The organism is Stenotrophomonas maltophilia (assembly GCF_004920835.1).
Taxonomy (GTDB): domain Bacteria; phylum Pseudomonadota; class Gammaproteobacteria; order Xanthomonadales; family Xanthomonadaceae; genus Stenotrophomonas; species Stenotrophomonas maltophilia_AQ.
In genome coordinates this window covers 64,271-88,477 of record NZ_QFHO01000007.1, presented here as the reverse complement: position 1 = coordinate 88,477, position 24,207 = coordinate 64,271, and the positions used below count along the sequence as shown (strand labels likewise).

Below are 24,207 nucleotides of genomic sequence, written 5' to 3'. Positions count from 1 at the left end.
TTGCCGCGATCTGATGGAACGACCGTGGGGTCGGATCCGTTTTCCTGAGGAAAACGGATCCGACCCCATTTTGATTTTCGATACCTGACAGATGTGTCGACCAAGGTCGACACCCACCAACGGCCGCCGCGATCTGTCAGAGGTGGGGCGGTGTGGGCTTGCAGGACCGTTGGCGCCATGGATGGCGCCATCGAGCCCCCATGGATGGGTTTACGGCGTGTCCTGCAAGCCCACGCCGCGCCGCCATCCCACGGATAGCCCGCTTCTGCTGTTGCTTCGGCCGTTGCCGTTACTTCTGCGGGTGCAGGGCGCAGCCCTGCCGAACCCTACCGACTTCCGCCACTTGCGGTGGCAACGCCTGCCCACTAGCCTTCGGCGGTCGTTCACCACCCAAGGACCGCCCGTGAAACACCGTCATCTCCTGCTGGCCTCGGCAATCGCCGCCGCCACGCTGGCCCTGGCCGCCTGCAAGAAGGAAGCTGCGCCAGGCACCGACACCGCCAGCAGCAGCGCCCCGGCCGGCGAAACCGCCGACCAGTTCGTGGCCCGCATCAATGCCGAATTCAAGGCCGCCTACCCGGAGATGACCTCGGCGCAGTGGCTGTCCTCCACCTACATCAACAGTGATTCGGAACGCATCGCGGCCAAGGCCAACGAGCGCTCACTGACCCAGCTCAACAGCTGGATCGAACAGGCCGCCAAGTTCGATGGCAAGCCGATGAGCGAGGACAGCAAGCGCGCGATCCACCTGCTGAAGCTGATGTCCTCGATGCCGGCACCCCGTGACCCGGCCAAGCTGGCAGAACTGACCCAGATCGCCACCCGCATGGAAGGCAGCTACGGTGCCGGCAAGTACTGCACCGATGCCAACGATCCGAACTCCTGCCGCCAGCTGGGCGAGCTGGAGCAGGTGCTGGCGCGCAGCCGCGATTACGACAAGCAGCTCGACGCATGGCAGGGCTGGCACAGCACCACCAAGAGCATGCGCGGCGACTACCAGAAGTTTGTCGGCCTGGTGAACGAAGGTGCCAAGGGCATGGGCTTCACCGATGCCGGCCAGATGTGGCGCAGCGGCTACGACATGCCGCCGGAGCAGATCGGCCCGGAAACCGACCGCCTGTGGGAGCAGGTCAAGCCGATGTACGAGCAGCTGCATTGCTATGCACGCGGCAAGCTGGACAAGACCTACGGCAAGGACAAGGCCGAAGTGGGCAACGGCCTGATCGCGGCGCATCTGCTGGGCAACATGTGGCAGCAGGACTGGTCGAACCTGTGGGACCAGCTGGAACCGTACCCGGGCGCCGGCAGCCTGGACATCACTGCAGCGCTGGAAAAGCAGTACCAGACCAACCTTAGCGCGGCGCTGGCCAAGGCCGGCAAGGATGCCAACGTAGCGGCGCAGTACAAGGCGCAGCGCGAGGCCGAACTGCGCACCGCCAAGCAGATGACCGAGCGCGCGCAGGACTTCTACGTGTCGCTGGGCATGCCGTCGCTGCCGCAGTCCTACTGGGAAAAAACCCAGTTCATCAAGCCCGATGACCGCGATGTGGTCTGCCACGCCAGCGCCTGGGACATGAACATGGAAGGCGACGTGCGCACCAAGATGTGCATCAAGCCGAACGAAGAGAACTTCACCACCATCTACCACGAGCTGGGCCACATCTATTACGACCTGGCCTACAACCCGCTGCCGCCGCTGTTCCAGGGCGGTGCCAACGATGGCTTCCATGAAGCAATCGGCGACACCATCGTGCTGGCGATGACGCCCAAGTACCTCAGCTCGATCGGCCTGGTCGATGCGCCGACCGAAAGCCGCGAGGCGGTCATCAACAACCAGATGCGCATGGCGCTGTCGGGTGTGTCGTTCCTGCCGTTCGGGCTGATGATCGACCGCTGGCGCTGGGGTGTGTTCGATGGCTCCATCACCGCCGACAACTACAACAAGGCGTGGTGGGACCTGAAGGCCAAGTACCAGGGCGTGGCCCCGGCCAGCACCCGCGGCGAAGAGTTCTTCGATCCGGGCGCGAAGTACCACGTACCGGGCAACACTCCGTACACCCGCTACTTCCTGGCGCGCATCCTGCAGTTCCAGTTCTACAAGGGCCTGTGCGATGCCTCCGGCTACAAGGGCCCGCTGCATGAGTGCACCTTCTACGGCAACAAGGAAGCCGGCCAGAAGTACTGGGCGATGCTGAGCAAGGGTGCCAGCCAGCCGTGGCAGGCCACGCTGAAGGAACTGACCGGCACCGACAAGCTCGATGCCGGCCCGATGATCGAGTACTTCAGCCCGGTCAACGAATGGCTGAAGCAGCAGAACGAAGGCCAGATGTGCGGCTGGCAGGCCAACGCGGCACCGGCGGCGAAATGAAAAAAGGGGCGGATCCGCGAGGATCCGCCCCTTTCTGGTAGTGCCGGCCGCTGTCCGGCAACTACGCGATGAAGACCCAACGGGCAGCCGGCCAGCGGCCGGCTCTACCGAAATGCCTGTCAGCTGTTCTTCTTCGCGGCCATCGCTGCGGCCAGTTCGGCCTTGAATTCCTCGAAGGTCTGGCCCTTTTCCTTCGCTTCGGCCTGCGCAGCATCACGCAGTGCATCCGAGTACACCAGGCGCACCGGCGTGCCGTTGCGTTCGTGCAGTTCGCCGGCCTGCATGATCAAGGCCAGCACCTGGGCAGCACTCTCGCTCTGGCCGGCGATGCGGCCATCCATGCCCAGCACCCATTCGCCATCGCGCCGGACGATACCGGCCAGCAGCGTACGCTGCGGGTCGCGCAGTTCGGCATGCGGCTCCACCGGCGAGGCCTGCGCGGCTGCCTTGTTGGCGGCCTGCTTTTCCTGGCGACGGCGCTGGTCGCGGCGGATCTTGGAGCTGGTGGACATGATGCGGTACCGCTGCGAGGGGGGCGCAAGGATAACGCACCCCGCCCGCAGCACCGCTTCACGCCAACGCTCAGTCCAGCACTTTGCCGTGCCGCCAGTAGCCCATGAAGGTGATGGCGCGGCGGTCCAGCCCGCAGTCACGCACCAGATGGCGGCGGATCGCCATGACCGCACCCGCCTCGCCGGCCACCCAGGCATACAGCGGTCCGGCCACGCTGGCATCGGCCTGCTCCCACAGGATCTGCGCGTCGACATCGATCTCTTCCAGCGCATCGCCGGCAGCCACGCTCGAGGTCGCTGCCAGCCGTTCCTGGACCGCCTGCAGCAGCGGCTGGCCATAGGCGGCCTGCCCACGCGGCAACCACACCAGCTCGGCGGTGCCCGGCGCTTTCAACGGCACCGCGTCGCCGGCCTGGGCCACTTCCAGCAATGCCAGCGTGCGCGGCGGATCAGGCATGGCCGCCAGTTCCTCCAGGATGCCCGCCACCGCAGGCAACGCCGTCTCATCGGCCACCAGCAGTACCTGGCCGACACCGGCCGGCGGCTTCCATTCCCAACCTTCGCTGCTGTCGGCACAGTCGGCATCGGGGGCCAGCAGCACGACACGGTCACCCGGCCGCGCATGCATGGCCCAGCGCGAAGCGGGCCCGGTCACGCCGTGGATGACGAAATCAACGTCGACCTCGCCCTGCTCGGCACGCAGCTGGCGGATGGTGTAGGTGCGCATCGGCGGCCGCAGCTCATCAGGCAGGGCCCGGTAGCGCGGATACCAGTCCTCGCCGCTGGGCACCTGTGGCACCTCCTGGCCGGGCAAGGGGAAGAACACCTTGATCCGCTGGTCCGGGCCTTCGGTCTTCATCCGCGCCACGTCGGCACCGGTGAACACCATGCGGTCCAGGGAAGGGGAAAGAACGCGGCGCTCCTTCAGCGCCACCTCGAACAGGCGGTAGGTCTGCTGCGCAGCCATGGGGGTACCTCATGCGACGACATCGGATTGGCTGGCTGTCGTGCATCCACGCACCGGCTGGCTGGAATGCTCAGCCTAGTCCGGTTGTCCGCGGCTGCAAGGATGTGCCGGCATCCCCACCAACCCTACCCCTGCACGCTGCTCAATGGCCCGTGCAGGCTGCCTGCGCCGCGCGCTCGCGCTGGTGTTCCCAGTACCAGAACACAAAGCCGGCGCCGAAGAACGCGGCCTGGCCCAGTGCCAGGTGCAGCGGGCTGGCGCTGAGCAGCGGCGACACCACGCCGGCCACCACGGTACTGATCATCAGCTGCACGAACGCCTGCAGCGACGAGGCCAGGCCGCGCTGGTGCGGGTACATGTCCAGCACCGCCAGCGCCAGGATCGGGAAGATCAGCGCCATGCCCATGCCGCCCAGGAAGATCGGCATCACCGCCCACGGCAGTGCGAACTGTGGTGCCAGGCCGACGTAGCCGATGTTCAGCAGCACCGACAGCGCACACAAGCTGAAACCGATGGAGACCTGTCGCGTGTGGCTGCTGTGCCCGGCCATGCGCCCGGACAGGAACGAGCCGGTGGTCATGCCGCCGATGGTGGGAATGAACAGCCAGGCGAAGCCGCCCTCGCCCAGGTGCAGGTGCTGCATCACGAACACAGGCGCCGAGGAGATGTACAGGAACACGCCACCGAAGCCGATGCTGCCGGCCAGCGCCAGGCGCAGGAAACGCGGATTGAAGCCGATGCGCACGTAGTCGCGCAGCAGCACGCGCGGTGACAACGGCACGCGCGCCTCGACCGGATGGGTTTCCGGCAGGTAGCGTGCAGTGGCCGCCAGCAGCACCAGCGCGAACACCACCAGGAACCAGAAGATCAACGGCCAGCCAGCGCCGCTGAGCAGGATCCAGCCACCGATGATCGGGGCGATCGCCGGGGCGATGCCGAACAGCATCGACACCTGGCTCATCAGCCGCTGTGCGTCATGGCCGTGGTACAGGTCGCGGATCACCGCGCGGCCGACGATCATGCCCACGCCGGCGGACAGGCCCTGCAGTGCGCGGAACGCCAGCAGCGTGGTCAGGTCGGTAGACAATGCACAGCCAACTGAGGCGCCGACGAATATCACCAGACCGCCGAGGATCACCCGCTTGCGGCCCCAGGCGTCGGACAGCGGTCCATGGGCCAGGCTCATCAGGCCGTAGAACAGCAGGTACACGCTGATGGTCTGCTGCACCGCCACTTCGTCCACCGCCAGGCGCTGGGCCAGCTGCGGGAACGCCGGGAAGATGGTGTCGATCGAGAACGGACCGAACATGGCCAGGCCAGCAAGCAGCAGGGCCATGCGGCGGGTGGAAGGAGCAACAGCGGCGGTCATGGAGAGGCGTCCGGCAGGGCCATGCGCGGCACGCACGGCGGGCGCCAGTCCCCTGAAACAGGGACAGCGCCAGATGAATTCGGGTATCCGCCCATCATAGGTGGGGATTGCGCCCCGCGCCATGCACGGATGCACAAAACGCACGGCCGGGCCATCGGCCATTCAGGCGCAGCGGCGCCTCCCGGGAGCGGCCGGCCGGCGCGCAACGGGCTATAATCGGCGGGTAACACGGTGGGAGAAGCGGAACACCGCTGCCGAAGGCGCAACGCCCGTAATCGCTCAGGCCCGATACCACCCGTAACAGAACTCTGGAGAGACCGGTTCAATCCGGCGCCGAAGGGGCAAGAAGCAGCGGTCCGCCGCGCTTTCAAACTCTCAGGCAAAAGGACAGAGGGGCGCCCCGCAGACCGCCGACCGGCGGCTTGTGCCCGTGCGTGTGCCCTTTCCTGACGGATCCTTCGCCATGTCCCAGAACACCCCTTCCCTGCGTGAGCTCGAGCATCATTCGGCCTTCGTCGAGCGCCACATCGGCCCCAACGATGCCGAGATCGCGCAGATGCTCGGCGTCATCGGCCACGCCTCGCTGGATGCGATGACCGATGCCATTGTGCCGGCCAAGATCAAGTCGCCGGCACCGCTGGCGCTGCCGGAGTCGATCACCGAAGTGCAGGCGCTGGCGAAGATCCGCGCGATCGCCGACAAGAACACCGTACTGCGCAGCTTCATCGGCCAGGGCTACTACGGCACCCACACGCCGAACGTGATCCTGCGCAACATCCTGGAAAACCCGGCCTGGTACACCGCCTACACCCCGTACCAGGCGGAAATCTCGCAGGGCCGCATGGAAGCGCTGATCAACTTCCAGACCCTGTGCGCCGACCTGACCGGCATGGAAATCGCCAACGCCTCGCTGCTGGACGAAGCGACCGCCGCCGCCGAAGCGATGACCCTGGCCAAGCGTTCGGCCAAGTCGAAGTCGGACACCTTCTTCGTGCACGACGCCGTACACCCGCAGACGCTGGAACTGCTGCGCACCCGCGCCGAACCGATGGGCATCGTGCTGCGCGTGGGCACGCCGGCCGAAGCGCTGGAAGCGGACGGCTTCGGCCTGCTGCTGCAGTACCCGGATACCTTCGGCCAGGTGGGCGATTACAAGGCACTGGTCGATGCCGTGCACGCACGCGGCGGCCTGGTGGCGGTTGCCACCGACCTGCTGGCGCTGACCCTGCTGGCCGCCCCCGGCGAATGGGGCGCGGACATCGTGGTCGGCAACAGCCAGCGTTTCGGCGTGCCGTTCGGCTTCGGTGGCCCGCATGCTGCGTTCATGGCCTGCCGTGACGCCTACAAGCGTTCGATGCCGGGCCGCCTGATCGGCGTCTCGATCGACGCGCAGGGCAACCCGGCCTACCGCCTGACCCTGCAGACCCGCGAGCAGCACATCCGTCGCGAGAAGGCCACGTCCAACATCTGCACCGCGCAGGTGCTGCTGGCGGTGATGGCCTCGATGTATGCCGTCTACCACGGCCCGGAAGGCCTGACCCGCATCGCGCGCCGCACCCACCGCCTGGCTTCGATCCTGGCTGCGGCACTGCGCAAGGCCGGCGTGCAGGTCGGTGGTGACTTCTTCGACACCCTGCATGTCACCGGCGTGCACGCCGATGAGATCCACGCCAAGGCCCGTGCCGCCGGTTACAACCTGCGTGCGATCGACAGCGACTCGGTCGGCATCAGCCTGGACGAAACCACCACCCGCGCCGACATCGTGGCCGTGGCTGCCGTGTTCGGTGCTTCGCTGGACGTGGACGCACTGGATGCCAGCACCGCCGACGCCCTGCCGGCCGGCCTGCTGCGCCAGTCTGAATTCCTGACCCACCCGGTATTCAACACCCACCACAGCGAGCACGAGCTGCTGCGCTACCTGCGCTCGCTGGCCGACAAGGACCTGGCGATGGACCGCACGATGATCCCGCTGGGCTCGTGCACCATGAAGCTCAACGCCACCGCCGAGATGATTCCGGTGACCTGGCCGGAGTTCTCGCAGATCCATCCGCTGGTGCCGGCCGACCAGGCGCTGGGCTACAAGGAACTGATCGACTCGCTGGAAGCGATGCTGGTCGAATGCACCGGCTACGACGCAGTGAGCCTGCAGCCGAACTCCGGCGCGCAGGGCGAGTATGCCGGCCTGCTGGCGATCCGTGCCTACCACCGTTCGCGCGGCGAAGACCATCGTGACATCTGCCTTATCCCGGACTCGGCGCACGGCACCAACCCGGCCTCGGCGCAGATGTGCGGCATGAAGGTGGTGGTGACCAAGACCGACGCCAACGGTAACGTCGACGTCGAGGACATCCGCCTCAACGCCGAGAAGTACAGCGACCGCCTGGCCGCGATCATGATGACCTACCCGTCCACGCACGGCGTGTTCGAGGAAGAGGTGGTGGAGATCTGCGAGATCATCCACAAGCACGGCGGCCAGGTGTACACCGACGGTGCCAACATGAACGCTCTGGTCGGCGTGGCCAAGCCGGGCAAGTGGGGTTCGGACGTTTCCCACCTGAACCTGCACAAGACCTTCTGCATCCCGCACGGCGGCGGCGGCCCGGGCGTTGGCCCGTGCGCGGTCAAGGAGCACCTGGCGCCGTTCCTGCCGGGAAAGCTGGGGGACCACGGCCCGGTCGGCATGGTCAGCGCGGCCAGCTTCGGCAGCGCCTCGATCCTGCCGATCAGCTGGATGTACATCGCGATGATGGGTACCGAAGGCCTGCGCAAGGCCACCCAGGTCGCCCAGCTCAACGCCAACTACATCGCCAAGCGCCTGGCTCCGCACTTCAAGACCCTGTACACCGGCCGCAACGGCCTGGTGGCACACGAGTGCATCCTGGACGTGCGCCCGCTGGAGAAGACCAGCGGCATCGGTGCCGAAGACGTGGCCAAGCGCCTGATCGACTTCGGCTTCCATGCCCCGACGCTGAGCTTCCCGGTGGCCGGCACGCTGATGGTCGAGCCGACCGAGAGCGAATCGCTGCATGAGCTGGATCGCTTCATCGACGCGATGATCCAGATCCGCGAAGAGATCACCGCGATCGAAGACGGCCGCCTGGACCGCGAGGACAACCCGCTGAAGAACGCGCCGCATACCGCGACCGCGGTGACCGCCAGCGAGTGGACCCACGCCTACCCGCGTGAACTGGCTGCGTTCCCGCTGCCGAGCCTGAAGCTGCAGAAGTACTGGCCGCCGGTGGCTCGCGTCGACAACGTGTACGGCGACAAGAACGTGATGTGCGCCTGTATCCCGGTCGATGCCTACAAGGATGATGAAGTCGAGGCTTGATTCCTCGCTGCATCGGTAAAGAAAACGGCCCGCGCAAGCGGGCCGTTTTCATAAGGGCGTATGGACCAAGGCCCACACCCACAAACATCCGGTCACGGGTCCGGCATCTGCCCCAGGCTCAACTGCCACGACACGCCGAAGCGATCCTGCACCCAGCCATAGCGGTTGCTGAAGTCATAGTCGCCCACCGGCATCAGCCAGTGGCCACCCTCGCCCAGCACCCGCGCGGCACGTTCGAACTGTTCGGCGCCGGAGCACTCCACGAACAGCGAGATCGACGGCGAGAAGGTGAAATCGTGCACGTCCAGACTGTCAAAGCACAGGTAATGGGTGCCGCCGAGCAGGAAGATGGCCTGGCGCACCTGCCCCGGCACGCCCGCTCCCGGGCCTTCCGGGTGGCGCTGCAGGGCCAGCAGGCGGAAATCGGCGAAGGCTTCGGCGTACAGGGCCAGGGCGGCCTCAGCCTGGCCGGTGAACATCAGGAAGGGGCGACTGCGCAGCATGCGGTACTCCTGGTCGACGGGCCGCTGGCGGCCCACGCGATCAGGATGGCACGGCGGATGTGCAGCCCCCGTGGTAGTGCCGGCCGCTGGCAGGCAGCTTCAGTCACGCCTCGCGCATGCGCCGTGCGATGGCACTGCCGGCGGCGATCGTGGCGGTCAGCGCCACCATCGACAGGAACTGCAGCCGGGTATGCGACTCGCTCAGCAGCAGGCCGAAGATCAGTGCCAGAATGCCCAGCGCACAGACGGTCAGCCATGGGAAACCGGCCATGCGGAACGGCAGGCGGGTGCCGAGGCGGTCGGCGCGGCGGCGCAGCACCAACTGCGAGACCAGCGACAGCGTCCACACCAGCAGGCAGGTGGAACCGACGATGTTCAGCAGCACCGGCAGTACGCGGTCCGGGAACAGCAGCTCCATCACCGTGGCGGCAAAGCCGAACAGCACGCTGGCCAGCACGGCGATCACCGGCACCTGGCGCGGGTCGGTCCAGCCGAGCACGGCCGGCGCTTCACGACGCTGCGCCAGCGAATACATCATGCGCGAGGCGCCGTAGAGGTTGGCATTGAGCGCCGACAGCAGCGCGATCACGGCGATCAGGGTGATGGCCGTACCTGCGCCCGGGATGCGGGCGATATCCAGCACCGCAGCGAACGGCGACTTCAGCGCCTCGCTGGTCCACGGCACCACGGCGATGATCACGCTCAGGGAACCGATGTAGAACACCAGGATGCGCCAGGCCACGGTGCGGATGGCACGGGCGATGCTGCGCTCGGGATCTTCGGTTTCGGCTGCGGCGACCGCCACGATCTCGGTGCCGCCAAAGGCAAAAACGACAACCAGCAGTGCCGCGCCAATACCGGCCAGCCCCTTCGGCGCGAAGCCGCCATGCTCGGTGAAGTTGCTCAGGCCCGGCGAGGTCGCCTGCGGCAGCCAGCCCATCAGCAGCGCCACGCCGATGGCGATGAAGGCCAGGATCGCCGCCACCTTGAGGATGGCGAACCAGAATTCGAACTCGCCGAAGTTCTTCACTCCGAGCAGGTTGATCGCGGTGAAGAACAGCATGAAGGCCAGCGCGGCCATCGGCACCGGTATCACCGGCCAGACCGAGGCCAGCAGCCCGGCTGCGCCGACGGCCTCGGCGGCGATCACGATCACCAGCTGCACCCACCACAGCCAGCCCACGGTGGCGCCAGCGGTAGCGCCCATGGCGTCGGCCGCATATACCGAGAACGCACCGCTGGTCGGTTTGGCCGCCGCCATCTCGCCCAGCGCGTTCATCACGATGATCACCAGCGCGCCAGCCACCAGATACGACACCAGCACCGCCGGACCGGCCGCCTGCACACCCACGCCCGAGCCGAGGAACAGGCCGGCGCCGATGGCGCTGCCCAGCCCCATCATGATCAGCTGGCGGGGCTTGAGCGAGTGCCCGAGGCGGGACGGCGAAGCGGTCGGAATCGAGTTGGGCATCGGCAGGGCTGGCGGCGGCTACAGGGGCGACACCTTACCCTGTCCCATGCCCACGGGGATAGGCACAGCGCAGCAGGCGGCTCAGGCCAGCGCTGGCTCGCCGACGTTCCCACCAATACGGGCCCGGTAGGCTCGCGGCGAGAAGCCGGTTTCAGCCTTGAACTTGCGGGTAAAGGCGCTCTGGTCGCTGAAACCGCAGGCCTGGCCGATGCAGGCGATGCTGTCGTCGCCATGCAGCAGGTGCATGGCCATCTGGATCCGCAGCCGGGTCAACACCTGCTGCGGGGTCATCTGGAACACTTTGCGGAAACTGCGCTCCAGCTTGGACAGCGAGAAGCCGGTGATGTCCAGCAGGGTCTGCATGCGCACGTTCTCGGCGTAGTGCGCATTGAGGTGGGCCAGCGCCAGCCGCAGCTGCTCGTACTGGGCGCCCAGGCTGTCCTTCTGGCCAAGGTCCCGGGAAATGCCGATCAGGCCCTCGATCGCCCCGTCGACCACCAGCGGGCGCTTGCAGGTCAGGCACCAGCCTGGTTCGCGGTTGGCGAACAGGTGCAGCTCCATAAGGTTCTCGATCACCTCGCCGGACAGCACACGGGCGTCCTGGTCGACGTAATCCGCACTGAGGCCGGTCGGGTAGATCTCGGCCGCGGTACGGCCGATCACGTCCTTGCGCGCGCGCAGGCCCAGCCGCCGCAGCATGGTCTGGTTGACGTAGGTGTAGCGGCCCTGGCGGTCCTTCATGAAGAACAGCACGTCCGGAATGGCGTCGAACAGGGCTTCGATGTCGGCGGGTTCGACTCGCATGCGGCAAGCATACCCGAGCCGCCGATTTCCCTGCGCGTTCACCCCCAGGGGACTGTGGATTAACGCCACCCGCGCCAGTGTCCGGAGTCTGCCCCTACCCGCTCCAGGAGAACCTCCATGGCCGCCAGCAAGCCGACCGGCAAGCGCGCTCCCGCCACTCCCTCCGCCGACCGTGACAGCCGCGGCCAGGGCGATGAACTGCATCAGCTGGCAGGAGGCGCCCATCCGGTACTGACCAGCAACCAGGGCATCCCGGTCGCCGACAACCAGAATTCCCTGCGCCAGGGGCCGCGTGGGCCGACCTTGCTGGAAGACTTCCTGCTGCGCGAGAAGATCACCCACTTCGACCACGAACGCATTCCCGAGCGCATCGTCCACGCGCGCGGTTCGGCTGCCCACGGCTTCTTCGAACTGACCCGCTCGCTGGGCAAGGTGACCCGGGCGAAGATCCTCACCGAGGTCGGGGTGAAGACGCCGGTGTTCACCCGCTTCTCCACGGTTGCCGGCGGCGCCGGCTCGGTCGACACCCCGCGCGACGTGCGCGGCTTCGCGGTGAAGTTCTACACCAGGGAAGGCAACTGGGACCTGGTCGGCAACAACATTCCGGTGTTCTTCATCCAGGACGCGATCAAGTTCCCCGACCTGATCCATGCGGTGAAGATGGAACCGGACCGCGCCTTCCCGCAGGCAGCCAGCGCACACGACACGTTCTGGGATTTCGTCTCGCTGATGCCCGAATCGATGCACATGATCATGTGGGCGATGAGCGACCGGACGATTCCGCGCTCGCTGCGCACCATCGAAGGCTTCGGCATCCACAGCTTCCGCCTGCTGGATGAGGAAGGGAACTCCACCTTCGTCAAGTTCCACTGGCGGCCGAAGCTGGGGCTGCAGTCCACCGTCTGGGACGAGGCGCTGAAGCTGCAGGCCGCCGACAACGATTTCCACCGCCGCGACCTGTTCGAGGCGATCCAGCGCGGCGACTTCCCCGAGTGGGAGCTGGCCGTGCAGCTGTTTACCGAAGAACAGGCCGATGGCTTCCCGTTCGACCACCTGGACCCGACCAAGATCATCCCCGAGTCGCTGGTGCCGCTGCAGGTGATCGGACGCATGGTGCTGGACCGCTGGCCGGACAATTTCTTCGCCGAGACCGAGCAGGTCGCCTTCTGCCCGGCCAACGTGCCGCCGGGCATCGATTTCAGCAATGACCCGCTTCTGCAGGGGCGGCTGTTCTCCTATCTGGATACCCAGCTGATCCGCCTGGGCGGACCGAACTTCAACCAGATTCCGATCAACGCACCGAAGTGCCCGTTCGCCAACCACCAGCGCGATGGCCACATGCAGATGCAGGTGCCGAAGGGGCGCGTGGCCTACGACCCCAGCTCGCTGCAGGAAGACAGCCCGCGCGAGACGCCCACCGGTTTCCGCAGCCACGCCAGCGCCGATGATGGGCGCAAGGGCCGCACCCGCGCGGAGAGCTTTGCCGACCACTACAGCCAGGCGCGGATGTTCTTCCGCAGCCTGGAAACACCGGAACAGGCGCACCTGGCCTCGGCGCTGGTATTCGAGCTGTCGAAGGTGGAAACCGAGAAGGTGCGCGTGCGCACCGTCAGCCATCTGCGCAACATCGACGAAGGCCTGGCCAAGCGCGTGGCCGACGGGCTGGCACTGGGCACCCTGCCCGCCCCGGCACCGACGGCAACCCCTGCACAGGACCTGCCCGCCGCACCCGAGGTGCGCGTGATCGGCCGCAACAAGCCCCTGCTGCAGGGGCGCTGCATCGGCATCCTGTTCGACGAGGGCTCCGATGCACGGGTGATCGCCACTCTGCGCAAGTCCGCCGAAAAGGCCGGCGCCAGCGTCAAGCTGGTCGCGCCGAAAATTGGCGGTGCCACGCTCAGCGACGGCAAAACGCAGGCCGCCGATGGACAGCTGGCCGGTACCCCGTCGGTGGTGTTCGACGCAGTGGCGGTCGTGCTGAGTGCCGACGCCGGCAAGGCCTTGGCCAAGGAAGCGGCAGCCGTGGGCTTTGTCAGCGATGCCTGGGCGCACCTGAAAGCCATCGCCAGTGACGAAGGCGCACAGGCCCTGTTGAAGGCAGCGCGCGTCGGCAACGATGCCGGCACCGTGGAGGCCGAAGACAGCAAGGCCTTCCTCGCCGCTGCCGCCACCCGCCAGTGGGCCCGCGAGCCGAAGCTGCGCCTGCTGGCCTGACCATCCGACAGGAGAATCCCCATGCCCCGTGGTGACAAATCCGCCTATACCGACAAACAGAAGCGCCAGGCCGAGCATATCGAAGAGAGCGAGCGCGAACGTGGTGCCAGCGAAGGCACCGCCGAGCGCATCGCCTGGGCCACCGTGAACAAGCAGGATGGTGGTGGCAAGCGCAGCGGCAGCGCGCGCAAGGCGGCGGAAAAGGCGCCAGCGAAGAAGGCCGCTGTGAAGAAGACTACTACGAAGAAGTCGACTGCCAAGAAACCGGCTGAGAAAAAGTCGTCCGTGAAAAAGTCGCCTGCGAAGAAGTCTGCTGCGAAAAGGACGGTTGCAAAGAGGGCGCCTGCATCCAGCACGGCGAAGAAAGCCGCTCCCAAAAAGGCGCCCGTCAAGAAGGCTACCGCCGCAACCCGCAGCGCCGCCGCCAAGAAGGCGGCGGCTACCCGTACCCGAAAGACAGCGGCACGCAAGACCGCAGCGAAAAAGGCTGCCCGAACGCGGAGCAGAAATTGATCGTCCCCGAAAACGGGGAGCAGCCCGCGCCCGCATCACAGGCGCTGGATCTGTGGCGCAGCGCCTACTTTCGCTGGATCGGTCCCAAGCGACCCACGCACCCTACCTCAGCGGGACGGCCCCACCGTCACTGCGGCTGAGGGCACCGGCACGGCAGCCGCCTGCAGCGTGCGCAACGCCGCGATCGGAATGGTCTCGGCACGCCGCTGCTGCGGCCACCAGACGAACAGGAACGCGCTGCTGGAACCGAGCAGGCGCGCAGTGCCCGGCAATGGCGCGCGGTCGCCGTTCAACTGCAGGCGGATCACTTCGCCGCTGCCGGCGTTGTGGATCTGCTCCCCGCGCACCGTCACGTAGTTCGCCGCGCCCAGCGCCATGAAGGCGGCCACGGCCAGGGTCATCGCGATCAGCGGGCGCAGGCCTACGCCCTCTCATATGGAGGAGTGAAGACCGAGCGGCAACGGCCGTACGGCATCGGTGATAGCGCGACTCACCTGCTCTGCCATCCAGAGACACTCGTAGCTCAGGCACACCGATGAAGGCAGTGCACGTCGCGCAGTTTGTCGTAAACGGCTATATCCCGTGCAGAGCAATCCGGAAGTCATCTGGCACTGCTGATCGCCGCCAGGGCATCCTCGCTGGGCTCCCTCAAGGACAGATCATCGACATCCACCACCCTGTAGCTTCGCTCGGTGGTAGCGGCTACGCTGATTGACCCACTGACAGGGATAGTTGAGATGAAGAATGTGAACCGAGTTCTGGCGACCAGCGCGCTGATGCTCGTACTGGCGGCATGCAGCAGTTCCCAGACCGCCAACAAGGGCAATTTCGGCAAGGCTATTCAGAAATATCTTGATACCAAGAACGGGCTCTGCGCTGCTTTGCCCGCGCGGGAACTCCCCTTCAAACTGGCCAACGATGGCAGCTTGGGAGAGCGCGCGCGCCTGCAGGCCAACGCCTTGGTCGAGGCCGGGTTGCTGAGCCGCCAAGCATCTGAAATGAAGTCGATGTTTGGCACATCGACCGTACCGGCTGGCGAGTACGCGCTTACATCCAAAGGAAAGAAGTTCCTCGTAGAAGGCGGGGCAGAAACAATTGCAGGTCAAGCAGCGTTCTGCACCGGCAAGTTCAGGGTGACAGAGGTGGACACCTTTACCGAGCCCAGCGAGATGATGGGCGTGAAATTGTCTCAGGTGAACTTCCGCTACAAGGTCGAAGATGCGGACAGTTGGGCCAGATCGAAAGAGGTCCAGGCCAGCTACCGTAACCTCGCGGATCAAGCTAAGGACGAAATCGATGGCAAAGCGACGCTCGTGCTGACCAACGACGGCTGGATGCACGAGCGCTTGTTCAAGCGCTGAGGTCTTCTCGGTCGGCACGGCACTTTGCCGTGCCGACGCGGTGACGATCAGGCCGCGCGCGCCACCACGGCGCGGGCTGCACCGTCCTGCTCGATCTGGAATACCGACACCGACGTGGTCAGCGCATGCGCCTGCTCTTCCAGCGCGCGGCTGGCAGCGGTCGCCTCTTCCACCAGCGCGGCGTTCTGCTGGGTTACCTGGTCCATCTGCACCACCACCTGGTTGACCTGCTCGATGCCAGCCGCCTGTTCCTTGCTGGCGGCGGCGATGTCGCTCATCAGCTGGGTGGTACGCGAGCTCGCCTGGGCCACGCGGGCAATGGCGGCTTCCGATTCCACGGTCACGGCCAGGCCACTCTGCACCTTGGCAGCGGCGTCCTCGATCAACTCCTTGATCTCCTTGGCAGCGACACCGGCACGCTGTGCCAGCGTACGCACTTCGCTGGCCACCACCGCAAAGCCGCGGCCCTGTTCACCGGCACGCGCCGCTTCCACTGCAGCGTTCAGCGCCAGGATGTTGGTCTGGAAGGCGATGCCATCGATCACCGTGGAGATTTCCGAAATGCGCGCCGAAGACTGGTCGATCTCGCCCATCACCGTGGCCATCTGCGCCATGGCCTGCTCGGTCTCGCGCACGGCAACGCCGGCCGCGTGCGCTTCGCTGTCGGCCTGGCGTGCCAGCTCGGCGTTCTGGCGCACGGTCGAAGTCAGCTCTTCCATCGAGGCGGCGGCCTCTTCCAGATTCGCCGCCTGTTGTTCGGTACGGCGCGACAGGTCATTGTTGCCGGCGGCGAGTTCCTGTGCCGCGTTGTTGATGCTGTCGGCGGCCACCTGGATGCCACGCACGATTCCGGTCAGCTGCGTGGTGGTGGCATTGGCATCGTCACGCATGCGCGCGAACACGCCCTCGTACTCGCCCTCCATGCGCGCGGTGAGGTTGCCATGCGAGATGGCGCGCAGCACGTCGGAGACATCGGCGATGCTGGCCTGCGAACTGGCCATCATGCCGTTGAGGTGGTTCACCATCGCCTGGAACTGGTACTGGAATGCCGCGGCGTCGCCACGCACGCTGAAATCGCCAGCGCGCGCGGCACGGGCCAGTTCATCGATCTGCGCGTTGATCGCCATCAGGCTCTGCTTCACCGCCGCCAGGGTACGGGTCAGCGTGCCCTTCTCACCTGGGTACTCGGGCAGATCGCGACTGAGGTCGCCGATGGCATAGCGCTGCATCACCTCGGCCATCAGCAGCTGCACCTGCACGTGCGATTCGACCAGGTGGTTGGTGGCCTGCACCATGCGGCCGAAGTCGCCGGGGAACGCACTGGCGTCCATCCGGTAACGGATCGCGCCGGCTTCATGCTGCTCGGCCATCTGCAGCTGCGCGCCGATGGCGGCCTGCACGCTCTGGCGAACGCTGGCCATGGCCTCGCCGAGCTGGGTCAGCTCGTCACGGCCACCCAGGCGGAATTCCTGGTCCAGCTGTCCCTTGGACAGACGCTCAGCCAGGTTCACCGCGCGGGCCAGCGGACCGGTCAAGCTGCGGCCGATCATCATCGAGGCACCGATGCCGACCAACAGCGCGACGCCGCCCAGCACCAGCAGCTGCAGCAGGCTGCGCTCGCCCAGGCGGATCGCCTCGGCGGCGGCATCACGGCTTTCCTTCTCTTCGAAGGCCACGCCATCGGCCAGTGCCTTGTTCCAGCCATTGGCCGCTTCTTGGACCGGGCCCAGGGTCAGCGCTACGGCGCCGGGGAAATCGCCCTGTTCCATCAGTTCGCTGGTCTGCTTGTTGAGCGGACGGGCGATCGCGCGCTTGGCGGCGATGGTCTCGCCGATCACCTTGCCTTCGGCATCGCCGGGCAGGGCCTGGTAGGCCGTCCAACTGGCCTCGTAGCGCTTGACCAGAGCGGCGATGCGCTGCTCGTCGTTGGCACGGTCTTCGCCCTGGCGGATCAGCATCTCGCGGCGCACGACCATCATCTGGTTGTTGGCATCAAGCATCTCCGACAGCAGCCGCACCTTGGCTACGCCGACCTCGACCACCTGCTCCATCGCGCGCTTCTGCACCATGGTGGCGGTGGCACCGGTAGCGACCACGGCGGCAACCAGCAGCAACAACAGGCCAAAGCCAAGCCCAAGACGCCAGGCGACCCTGACGTTCCTCAAGTAGTTCATGGGGTGAATCCAAAACGGGGGGATGCGCCCATATCGGCCCGCCAGCCGGGAATCTTGATCGCCTCCCGCTCTACTGCGTCGGAAGCCGTTCACCTTGGTGAGACCCGGCCTCCCGCTTCTGCCGCGGGAGGATGGCCCGGCGGCCCGGCCCCACTGCTCATGCTGGCATCAGTTTTCTTTCACGGCGGCTGCGCAGCGTCTACGGGCAGGGTGGAGGCGTGTTCTGCCTGGAGATGCCCATGCCCGTATGCCGCCCCGCTCTGCTCGCCCTGTCGCTGCTGATGTCGCCCGCCTTTGCGCAGACGCCCCCGCCCGCCGGCCTGCCAGCACCCATCGCCGAGAAGGCCGGCCCTGACACGGCGGCGCACTCGCCCCTGCACGCCCAGGTACTTCTGGACCGCGCCAATTTCTCTCCGGGCGAAATCGATGGCGAAGTGGGCAGCAATCAACGCCGCGCGGTGTCCGGCTTCCAGGCAGCGCACGGGCTGACGGTCAACGGCGAACTGGACGACGCCACCTGGAAGGCCCTGCAGGCCGACTCGGTCGGCCCCCTTGCCAGCTACACGCTGACCGCAGAGGACGTGGCCGGTCCGTTCGTTGCGGTTCCCAAAAAGCCCGCCGACCAGGCCAAGCTGAAGGCACTGGGCTTCAGCAGCGTGGAGGAATCGCTGGGCGAGCGCTTCCATGCCGCACCGGAGCTGCTGAAGGCGCTCAATCCCGGTGTGGATCTGAGCAAAGCCGGCAGCCGCATCCAGGTGCCCAACATTGCGCCCGCTGCATTGCCCAAGGCCACCAAACTGGTGGTCGACAAATCCGACTCCACCCTGCAGCTGCTGGACGCGCAGGGCAAGGTGATCGCGCAGGTACCGGTATCGTCGGGCAGCGAGCACGACCCGCTGCCGATCGGGGAGTGGAAGATCCTCGGCGTCTACCCGGACCCGCCATTCCACTACAACCCGAAGCTGTTCTGGGATGCCAGGAAGGGCGATCGCAAGGCCACGATTCCGCCCGGCCCGAACAATCCGGTCGGCCGGGTCTGGATCGACCTGTCCAAACCCCATTACGGCCTGCACGGTACGCCGGTGCCCGGCCATGTCGGCAAGACCGAATCGCACGGCTGCGTGCGCATGACCAACTGGGATGTGCTGCGCGTGGCTGCAGCCGTGGATACGTCGGTACCGGTCGTCATGCAGGAGTGAGCCGATGCGACTAGCGCAACTGATCGTACTGGGGCTGGTGATGGGCGTGGCAGCCGGATGGTGGCTGCAGCGTGATGGCGAGCCGTCTGATGAAACGGGTGCCCGCCCCCTTGCAGTGGCGCAGACCTCCGCTGCGGCCGACAGCGCCCGTGCCGTACCCGTGGAGCAGGCGACAACGGCAATCGCTGCGCCCGCCCCAGCAGCAACGGGCGACACACCCTTCGGTCTGCTGCTGCCGGTACAGGGCATTGCACCGTCGCAACTGCAGGACACCTTCACCGACGCACGCAGCGAAGGCCGCGTGCACGATGCGATCGACATCATGGCTGCTGCCGGCACACCGGTGCTGGCGGTGGCCGATGGCCATGTCGAGAAGCTGTTCGACAGTGAGCGCGGCGGCCTGACCGTCTACCAGTTCGAACCCAGCGGCCGCTGGTGCTACTACTACGCGCACCTGCAGCGCTACGCCGACGGCCTGGCCGAGAAGCAGACCATCAAGCGCGGCGATGTGATCGGTTACGTCGGCAGCACCGGCAACGCCAACCCCGAAGCCCCGCACCTGCATTTCGAAGTGCACGTGCTGGGCCCGGAGAAGCAGTGGTGGAAAGGCGAGTCGATCAATCCCTATCCATTGCTGACAAAAGGGGGCGGAGGGCATTAAGTCGCAACCCGCATGGTCTGGTCGTGGCGCCTAGGCAGCGCGTGGACGCTGCCTGCGCAGCGCGATGGTGAAGATCACCAGTGCGATGCCTGGAACCAGCAGCAACAACGCCGCCACCTTCCAGAAAAAGAACGGCCACAACCACACATAGTCCAGGTCGGTCAGCTTCAGCACGTCCATCGGCGGCAGCAGTTCCACCGAGGCCGCGCGACCGGCCAGCGCCGGGTCGACCTCCAGCACAGTCAGCCGCAGCCAGGAACGACCGCGCGGCAGCGCATCCCCTCGGCCATAACCGAAATACGAGGCGGCAAATCCACCAGGTTCAACCGATTCCAGCGCGCGGGTGATGTCGGAGCACGGCGCGCCCGAACGCGTGTCGGCGCGGAAGTCAGTCTGATCTGTCGGGGTTTCCGCGCGCAGGCGTACCTCAGGATCGATCACCGTGGCAGTACCGTCATCCGCATAACGCAGGCGCAGCCGAAGTTGGTCATCAATGAAACGGTAGACCGTGATCTCGGCCGTCGTACCCGGGTTCAGTACCAGAGGCAGGACCTGCGTGCGTGAGGCCATGTGATTGGCGATCGCGCCCAGCACCAGCACCACGCAGGCAAGCGCCCACAGGCTCCACAGCACCCACAGGGTGATTCGCACTACTGTTTCGCCCTTCACGCTGACATCCTGGTCATCGCGTCGCTTCCCCGCTGGCCTTGGCGACACAGTAACGAAAAAGCCCCGCTTTCGCGGGGCTTTTTCTTCCAGCGGTGCCAGGCATGGCCCGGCACTACCAGTGCGGCAACGTTGCCGGGCAGAACCCGGCATCGCCGCATCACTCAGGCGAACGGATCCTGCAGGACCATGGTGTGGTCGCGGTCCGGGCCAGTGGAGACGATGCTGATCGGGCAGCCGGCCAGCTCTTCCAGCGAACGCAGGTAGGCGCGTGCGGCCGGCGGCAGGTCGTCCCAGTTGGTGATGCCGTGGGTGTTTTCGGTCCAGCCCGGGAACTCCAGGTACACCGGGGTGCACTCTTCCCAGCCCTGCGCGTCCAGCGGCGCGTACTCGGTACGCTTGCCGTTGTATTCGTAGGCGATGCAGACCTTCAGCTTTTCCATGCCGTCCAGCACGTCCAGCTTGGTGATGCACAGGCCGCTGATGCCGTTGATGGCCACGGCGCGCTTCAGCGCGACGATGTCCATCCAGCCGCAGCGACGCGGGCGGCCGGTCGAGGCACCGTATTCGGCGCCGCGGTCGCGGATGCCCTGGCCGATTTCATCGTCCAGCTCGGTCGGGAACGGGCCGCCGCCAACGCGGGTCGCGTAGGCCTTGGCAATGCCCAGCACGTAGTCGATCGCATCGGCGCCGACGCCGGCACCGGCCAGCGCACCACCCACGGTGGTGTTGGAGCTGGTGACGTACGGGTAGGTACCGTGGTCGATGTCCAGCAGCGCGCCCTGCGCACCTTCGAACAGCACGCGCTTACCCTGCTTGCGCAGGTCATGCAGGATGCCGGCAACGTCCGACTTCATCGGCTGCACGTACTCGCCGAAGGCCAGCGCCTCGTCGAAGGTCTTCTGGAAATCGACCGCGTCGGTGTTCAGGTACTTGGTCAGCACGAAGTTGTGGTAATCCAGCGCGGTGCGCAGGAGTTCTTCCAGCTGCTTCGGATAATGCAGGTCGGCGATGCGGATGCCGCGACGCGCCACCTTGTCTTCGTAGGCCGGGCCGATGCCACGACCGGTGGTGCCGATCGCCTTGCCGCCGGCAGCGCGTTCGCGCGCCTGGTCCAGGGCGATGTGGTACGGCATGATCAGCGGCGCGGCCGGGGAGATCTTCAGGCGCGAACGCACTTCCACGCCGGAGGTTTCCAGCTCGGCGATTTCCTTCTGCAGCGCGGCCGGCGAGATCACCACGCCGTTGCCGATCAGGCACAGCGCATCGTCACGCAGGATGCCCGACGGGATCAGGTGCAGGACGGTCTTCTTGCCGTTGATGACCAGGGTATGGCCGGCATTGTGGCCGCCCTGGAAGCGCACGACAGCGCCGATTTCCTCAGTGAGCAGATCGACGATCTTGCCCTTGCCTTCATCGCCCCACTGGGCACCCAACACTACGACAGACTGACCCATGACGGGCTCCTCGATTTTGTAGCGGCCATCGGGGCCGCGGACGGGTAAACCGTGGCGGGGCTGCCCAGCACCTGGATGGCGGCTCCAAACGGGGAGCAGCCGGCGATGGAAGGCCCAGACACAGAAAAAGCCGAACGGGGAGGCCCGTCCGGCTTTTGTGCATTATCCGGGTTTCCGGGGTCCGGTGCCACCTTTCCGACGGGCGGCTTCACCGCCCGGTCAGGCGCCTCATCCGGTCGTGCCGGCCGCTGGTCGGCAATGCCAACCAAGGTGGCATCTACCAGAGCCGGGCCACCCACGTAGACGCCGCCGGCCCCGGCGCGTTTAGTGCCGCGCCCACCACAGCAGGCTCAGGCCAGCCAGCAGCACCAGCCCGCCGAAGCTGCGCAGGGCCGGGCTGGGCAGGTCAAGCAGGCGCTCGGCCATGCGCTTCCAGGCGAACGGGGCGACGAACAGGAACAGGCCTTCCAGCACCGCCACCAGGCAGACGGCGGCGAACAGATCTTTCATGGGGGACTCCGGAAAAAGCACGGGGCCCGGCATCTGGCCGGGCCCCGTGGGGTACTGCCCTGCGACCTCAGCGGTCGTTCTTCAGGTACTGCAGGAACGGGTCGTTCTTGTCGAGCACGATCACGCCGTTGCCGTCGGTCATGGAGCCACGGTAGGCCTCCAGGCTGCGGTAGAACGCATAGAACGACGGATCGGCCGAGCCGGCCTTGCCGTAGATCCGGGCCGCATCGGCATCGCCTTCACCGCGCAGGCGCTGCGCATCACGCTCGGCTTCGGCGATCAGCACGGTGCTGTCACGGTCGGCCTGGGCGCGGATGGTCAGCGACTGCTCCTCGCCTTCGGCGCGCAGCTTGGCGGCCTCCTGCTTGCGCTGGGCGCGCATGCGCTCGTACACGTCGTTGATCACCTGGCTGTCGGTGGGCAGGTCCACCTGCTTGATGCGCAGGTCGATCATCTGCATGCCCAGCCCGGCCACGGCCTCGTTGATCCCCTTCAGCTGCTCGGCGATCAGCTCGCTGCGGTCGCCGGAGACCAGCTGCTGCAGGGTGCGCGAGTTGATCTGGTTGCGCAGCGAGTCGGTGATGATCGGTGCCAGGCGGGCGTTGGCGATACGCGGATCGCCGCCGGTGGCACGGAAGTAGTCACCCACGTTGGAGATGTAGCCGATGGCGAAGAAGTCGACGCTGACGTCCTTCTGCTCGGCAGTGAAGTAGCGCGCCGGAGCGGTGTCGAGCACCTGGAAGCGGCGGTCGAAGACCTTCACCGTTTCCACCACCGGCACCTTGAAGTGCAGGCCCGGCTTGATGTCCGAACGCACCACCTTGCCCAGGTTCAGGACCATGGCAGTCTGGTCCTCACGGACCACGTACACCGAGCCGAGCAGGCCCAGCACCACCGCCACGATCACGGCGATCCAGATAGGACTCTTCATCGGCTGCCCTCCTCACGGCCGCTCGGTCGCCCGGTCGGGCGGCCCACCGGCCGGCCCGGATCACGGGAAGCTTCCGCCGCTGCACCCGGCAGCGACGGCATCACCACGTCCGGGTTCGCTACTGCGGCCGGAGCCGACGTGCTGGGACGGGTATCGCCGGTCATCGGCACATAGATCAGCTGGCGACCATCGCCACCGATCACCTTGCGGTTCTCGCTCAGCACCTGCTGCACGGTCTCCAGCCACAGGCGCTTGCGGGTCACTTCCGGGGCGTCCTTGTACTGGGCCTGCAACAGACTGAAGCGCTGCGCGTCACCCTCGGCCTTGGACACCACGGCCTGCTTGTAGCCTTCTGCGGTGGTACGGGCACGCGAGGCCTGGCCTCGGGCTTCCGGCACGACCTTGGCGGCGTAGGCCTGCGCTTCGTTGATCAAGCGTTCCTTGACCTGCTGGGCACCGTTGACCTCGTCGAAGGCCGGCTTGACTTCCTCCGGCGGACGGGCGTCCTGCAGGGTCAGGCCGGTCACGGTCAGGCCGGTCTTGAACGCCTTCAGCAGCGCCTGCAGGCGCTCCTCGGCGGCCACGGCCAGCGGGCCACGGTTGTTCAGCACCGCGTTGAGGTCGGCGCGGCCGACTTCCTCACGGACCGCACTCTGCGCCGACTGCTCCAGCACCTGGTTGGCATCAACCGTGCCGAACAGGTACTGCTGCGGGTCGTCGATGCGGTACTGGACGTTCAGCGAGACGTTGACGATGTTCTCGTCGCGGGTCAGCACCGGTACCTGGATCGAGAAGGTCTTGATCTCGGTGGCGTTGACCTTGGTGACCGATTCGACCGGCCACGGCAGCTTGAAGTTCGGGCCGGGCTGCAGGATCCGCGAGAACTGGCCGAAGCGCAGCACCACGCCACGCTGCTGTTCGCCGATCAGCTGGAAGCTGGAGAACAGCACCAGCAGCACCACGGCCGCCGCGACCCAACGCAGGATGCCGCCGTCGAACAGGTCCTTCAGCGGCCCGGGCAGTCCGCCCCAGCCACCACCATTGCCACCACCGCGCGACCCGAACGGCCCGCGTCGATTGTTCTCGGGGCCTTGTCCGCCCTTGTTGCCGCCGGGTGTATTCCAGGCCATGCACGCTCCATCAAGATGTGGGCTGCGGCGCGGGCCCTTCCCGCAACGCCAGCCGTGAAACCATTA

Annotated in this window: 20 protein-coding genes and 1 riboswitch; of the genes, 7 read left to right on the top strand and 13 right to left on the bottom strand. The window is 66.4% G+C overall.

From position 1 onward, the window contains the following. The first annotated feature begins 403 nt into the window (after positions 1–403). Complete coding sequence (locus DI041_RS07395) at positions 404–2,368, top strand: M2 family metallopeptidase (RefSeq protein WP_125895308.1); 1,965 nt, start codon at positions 404–406, stop codon at positions 2,366–2,368. Positions 2,369–2,487: 119 nt separating this feature from the next. Here DI041_RS07395 and DI041_RS07390 read toward each other — a convergent pair whose 3' ends face one another. The 3 genes from DI041_RS07390 to DI041_RS07380 all read right to left on the bottom strand — a co-directional run bounded on the left by DI041_RS07390 (position 2,488) and on the right by DI041_RS07380 (position 5,216). Then, complete coding sequence (locus DI041_RS07390; RefSeq protein WP_046985107.1) at positions 2,488–2,880, bottom strand: hypothetical protein; 393 nt, start codon at positions 2,878–2,880, stop codon at positions 2,488–2,490. Between the two features lie 70 nt (positions 2,881–2,950). Beyond that, a complete protein-coding gene (locus DI041_RS07385; protein WP_046985106.1) occupies positions 2,951–3,847 on the bottom strand; it encodes a siderophore-interacting protein in 897 nt (298 codons plus the stop codon). Positions 3,848–3,989: 142 nt separating this feature from the next. Next, positions 3,990–5,216 (bottom strand): multidrug effflux MFS transporter, encoded by a 1,227-nt coding sequence (locus DI041_RS07380; RefSeq protein WP_136639059.1) that lies wholly within the window; start codon positions 5,214–5,216, stop codon positions 3,990–3,992. A 298-nt stretch (positions 5,217–5,514) separates the two neighbouring features. Continuing rightward, positions 5,515–5,617: riboswitch (glycine riboswitch) on the top strand. 62 nt (positions 5,618–5,679) lie between these two features. Here DI041_RS07380 and gcvP point away from each other — a divergent pair. Continuing rightward, a complete protein-coding gene (gene gcvP, locus DI041_RS07375; RefSeq protein WP_046985105.1) occupies positions 5,680–8,547 on the top strand; it encodes an aminomethyl-transferring glycine dehydrogenase in 2,868 nt (955 codons plus the stop codon). 92 nt (positions 8,548–8,639) lie between these two features. Here gcvP and DI041_RS07370 read toward each other — a convergent pair whose 3' ends face one another. The 3 genes from DI041_RS07370 to DI041_RS07360 form a co-directional block, all read right to left on the bottom strand. After that, a complete protein-coding gene (locus DI041_RS07370; protein ID WP_046985104.1) occupies positions 8,640–9,050 on the bottom strand; it encodes a VOC family protein in 411 nt (136 codons plus the stop codon). A 103-nt stretch (positions 9,051–9,153) separates the two neighbouring features. Then, a complete protein-coding gene (locus DI041_RS07365) occupies positions 9,154–10,521 on the bottom strand; it encodes an amino acid permease (protein ID WP_136639060.1) in 1,368 nt (455 codons plus the stop codon). An 81-nt stretch (positions 10,522–10,602) separates the two neighbouring features. Continuing rightward, entirely contained in the window at positions 10,603–11,325 is a 723-nt protein-coding gene (locus DI041_RS07360) for an AraC family transcriptional regulator (protein WP_136639061.1), read from the bottom strand. Between the two features lie 117 nt (positions 11,326–11,442). On the opposite strand from DI041_RS07360, the gene DI041_RS07355 reads away from it, so the two are divergent. Next, positions 11,443–13,539, top strand: coding sequence for a catalase (locus DI041_RS07355; RefSeq protein WP_136639062.1), 2,097 nt, complete (start codon positions 11,443–11,445; stop codon positions 13,537–13,539). 21 nt (positions 13,540–13,560) lie between these two features. Continuing rightward, positions 13,561–14,052 (top strand): histone H1-like repetitive region-containing protein, encoded by a 492-nt coding sequence (locus tag DI041_RS07350; protein ID WP_136639063.1) that lies wholly within the window; start codon positions 13,561–13,563, stop codon positions 14,050–14,052. Positions 14,053–14,159: 107 nt separating this feature from the next. Here DI041_RS07350 and DI041_RS07345 read toward each other — a convergent pair whose 3' ends face one another. Continuing rightward, entirely contained in the window at positions 14,160–14,453 is a 294-nt protein-coding gene (locus DI041_RS07345; RefSeq protein WP_136639064.1) for a hypothetical protein, read from the bottom strand. 336 nt (positions 14,454–14,789) lie between these two features. On the opposite strand from DI041_RS07345, the gene DI041_RS21425 reads away from it, so the two are divergent. Further along, positions 14,790–15,413 (top strand): hypothetical protein, encoded by a 624-nt coding sequence (locus tag DI041_RS21425; RefSeq protein WP_136639065.1) that lies wholly within the window; start codon positions 14,790–14,792, stop codon positions 15,411–15,413. A gap of 47 nt (positions 15,414–15,460) precedes the next feature. On the opposite strand, the gene DI041_RS07335 is transcribed toward DI041_RS21425, so the two are convergent. Continuing rightward, positions 15,461–17,587: a methyl-accepting chemotaxis protein gene (locus DI041_RS07335; protein ID WP_136639066.1), complete on the bottom strand. Its 2,127-nt coding sequence runs from the start codon at positions 17,585–17,587 to the stop codon at positions 15,461–15,463. A gap of 233 nt (positions 17,588–17,820) precedes the next feature. On the opposite strand from DI041_RS07335, the gene DI041_RS07330 reads away from it, so the two are divergent. Further along, entirely contained in the window at positions 17,821–18,786 is a 966-nt protein-coding gene (locus DI041_RS07330; RefSeq protein ID WP_136639067.1) for a L,D-transpeptidase family protein, read from the top strand. A 4-nt stretch (positions 18,787–18,790) separates the two neighbouring features. Then, entirely contained in the window at positions 18,791–19,447 is a 657-nt protein-coding gene (locus DI041_RS07325; RefSeq protein WP_136639068.1) for a M23 family metallopeptidase, read from the top strand. Positions 19,448–19,477: 30 nt separating this feature from the next. Here the strand turns inward: DI041_RS07325 and DI041_RS07320 are convergent, their stop codons facing one another. The 5 genes from DI041_RS07320 to hflK all read right to left on the bottom strand — a co-directional run bounded on the left by DI041_RS07320 (position 19,478) and on the right by hflK (position 24,141). After that, positions 19,478–20,116 (bottom strand): hypothetical protein, encoded by a 639-nt coding sequence (locus DI041_RS07320; protein WP_136639069.1) that lies wholly within the window; start codon positions 20,114–20,116, stop codon positions 19,478–19,480. Positions 20,117–20,277: 161 nt separating this feature from the next. Then, positions 20,278–21,570 (bottom strand): adenylosuccinate synthase, encoded by a 1,293-nt coding sequence (locus tag DI041_RS07315; protein WP_025877044.1) that lies wholly within the window; start codon positions 21,568–21,570, stop codon positions 20,278–20,280. A gap of 324 nt (positions 21,571–21,894) precedes the next feature. Continuing rightward, positions 21,895–22,080: a DUF2065 domain-containing protein gene (locus tag DI041_RS07310; RefSeq protein ID WP_005410640.1), complete on the bottom strand. Its 186-nt coding sequence runs from the start codon at positions 22,078–22,080 to the stop codon at positions 21,895–21,897. A gap of 67 nt (positions 22,081–22,147) precedes the next feature. Beyond that, on the bottom strand, positions 22,148–23,011 hold the full coding sequence (gene hflC / locus DI041_RS07305; RefSeq protein WP_010482785.1) for a protease modulator HflC: 864 nt from the start codon (positions 23,009–23,011) through the stop codon (positions 22,148–22,150). Beyond that, on the bottom strand, positions 23,008–24,141 hold the full coding sequence (gene hflK, locus DI041_RS07300; protein ID WP_136639070.1) for an FtsH protease activity modulator HflK: 1,134 nt from the start codon (positions 24,139–24,141) through the stop codon (positions 23,008–23,010). Before hflK ends, hflC begins: the two co-directional genes overlap by 4 nt. Between the last annotated feature and the right edge of the window lie 66 nt (positions 24,142–24,207).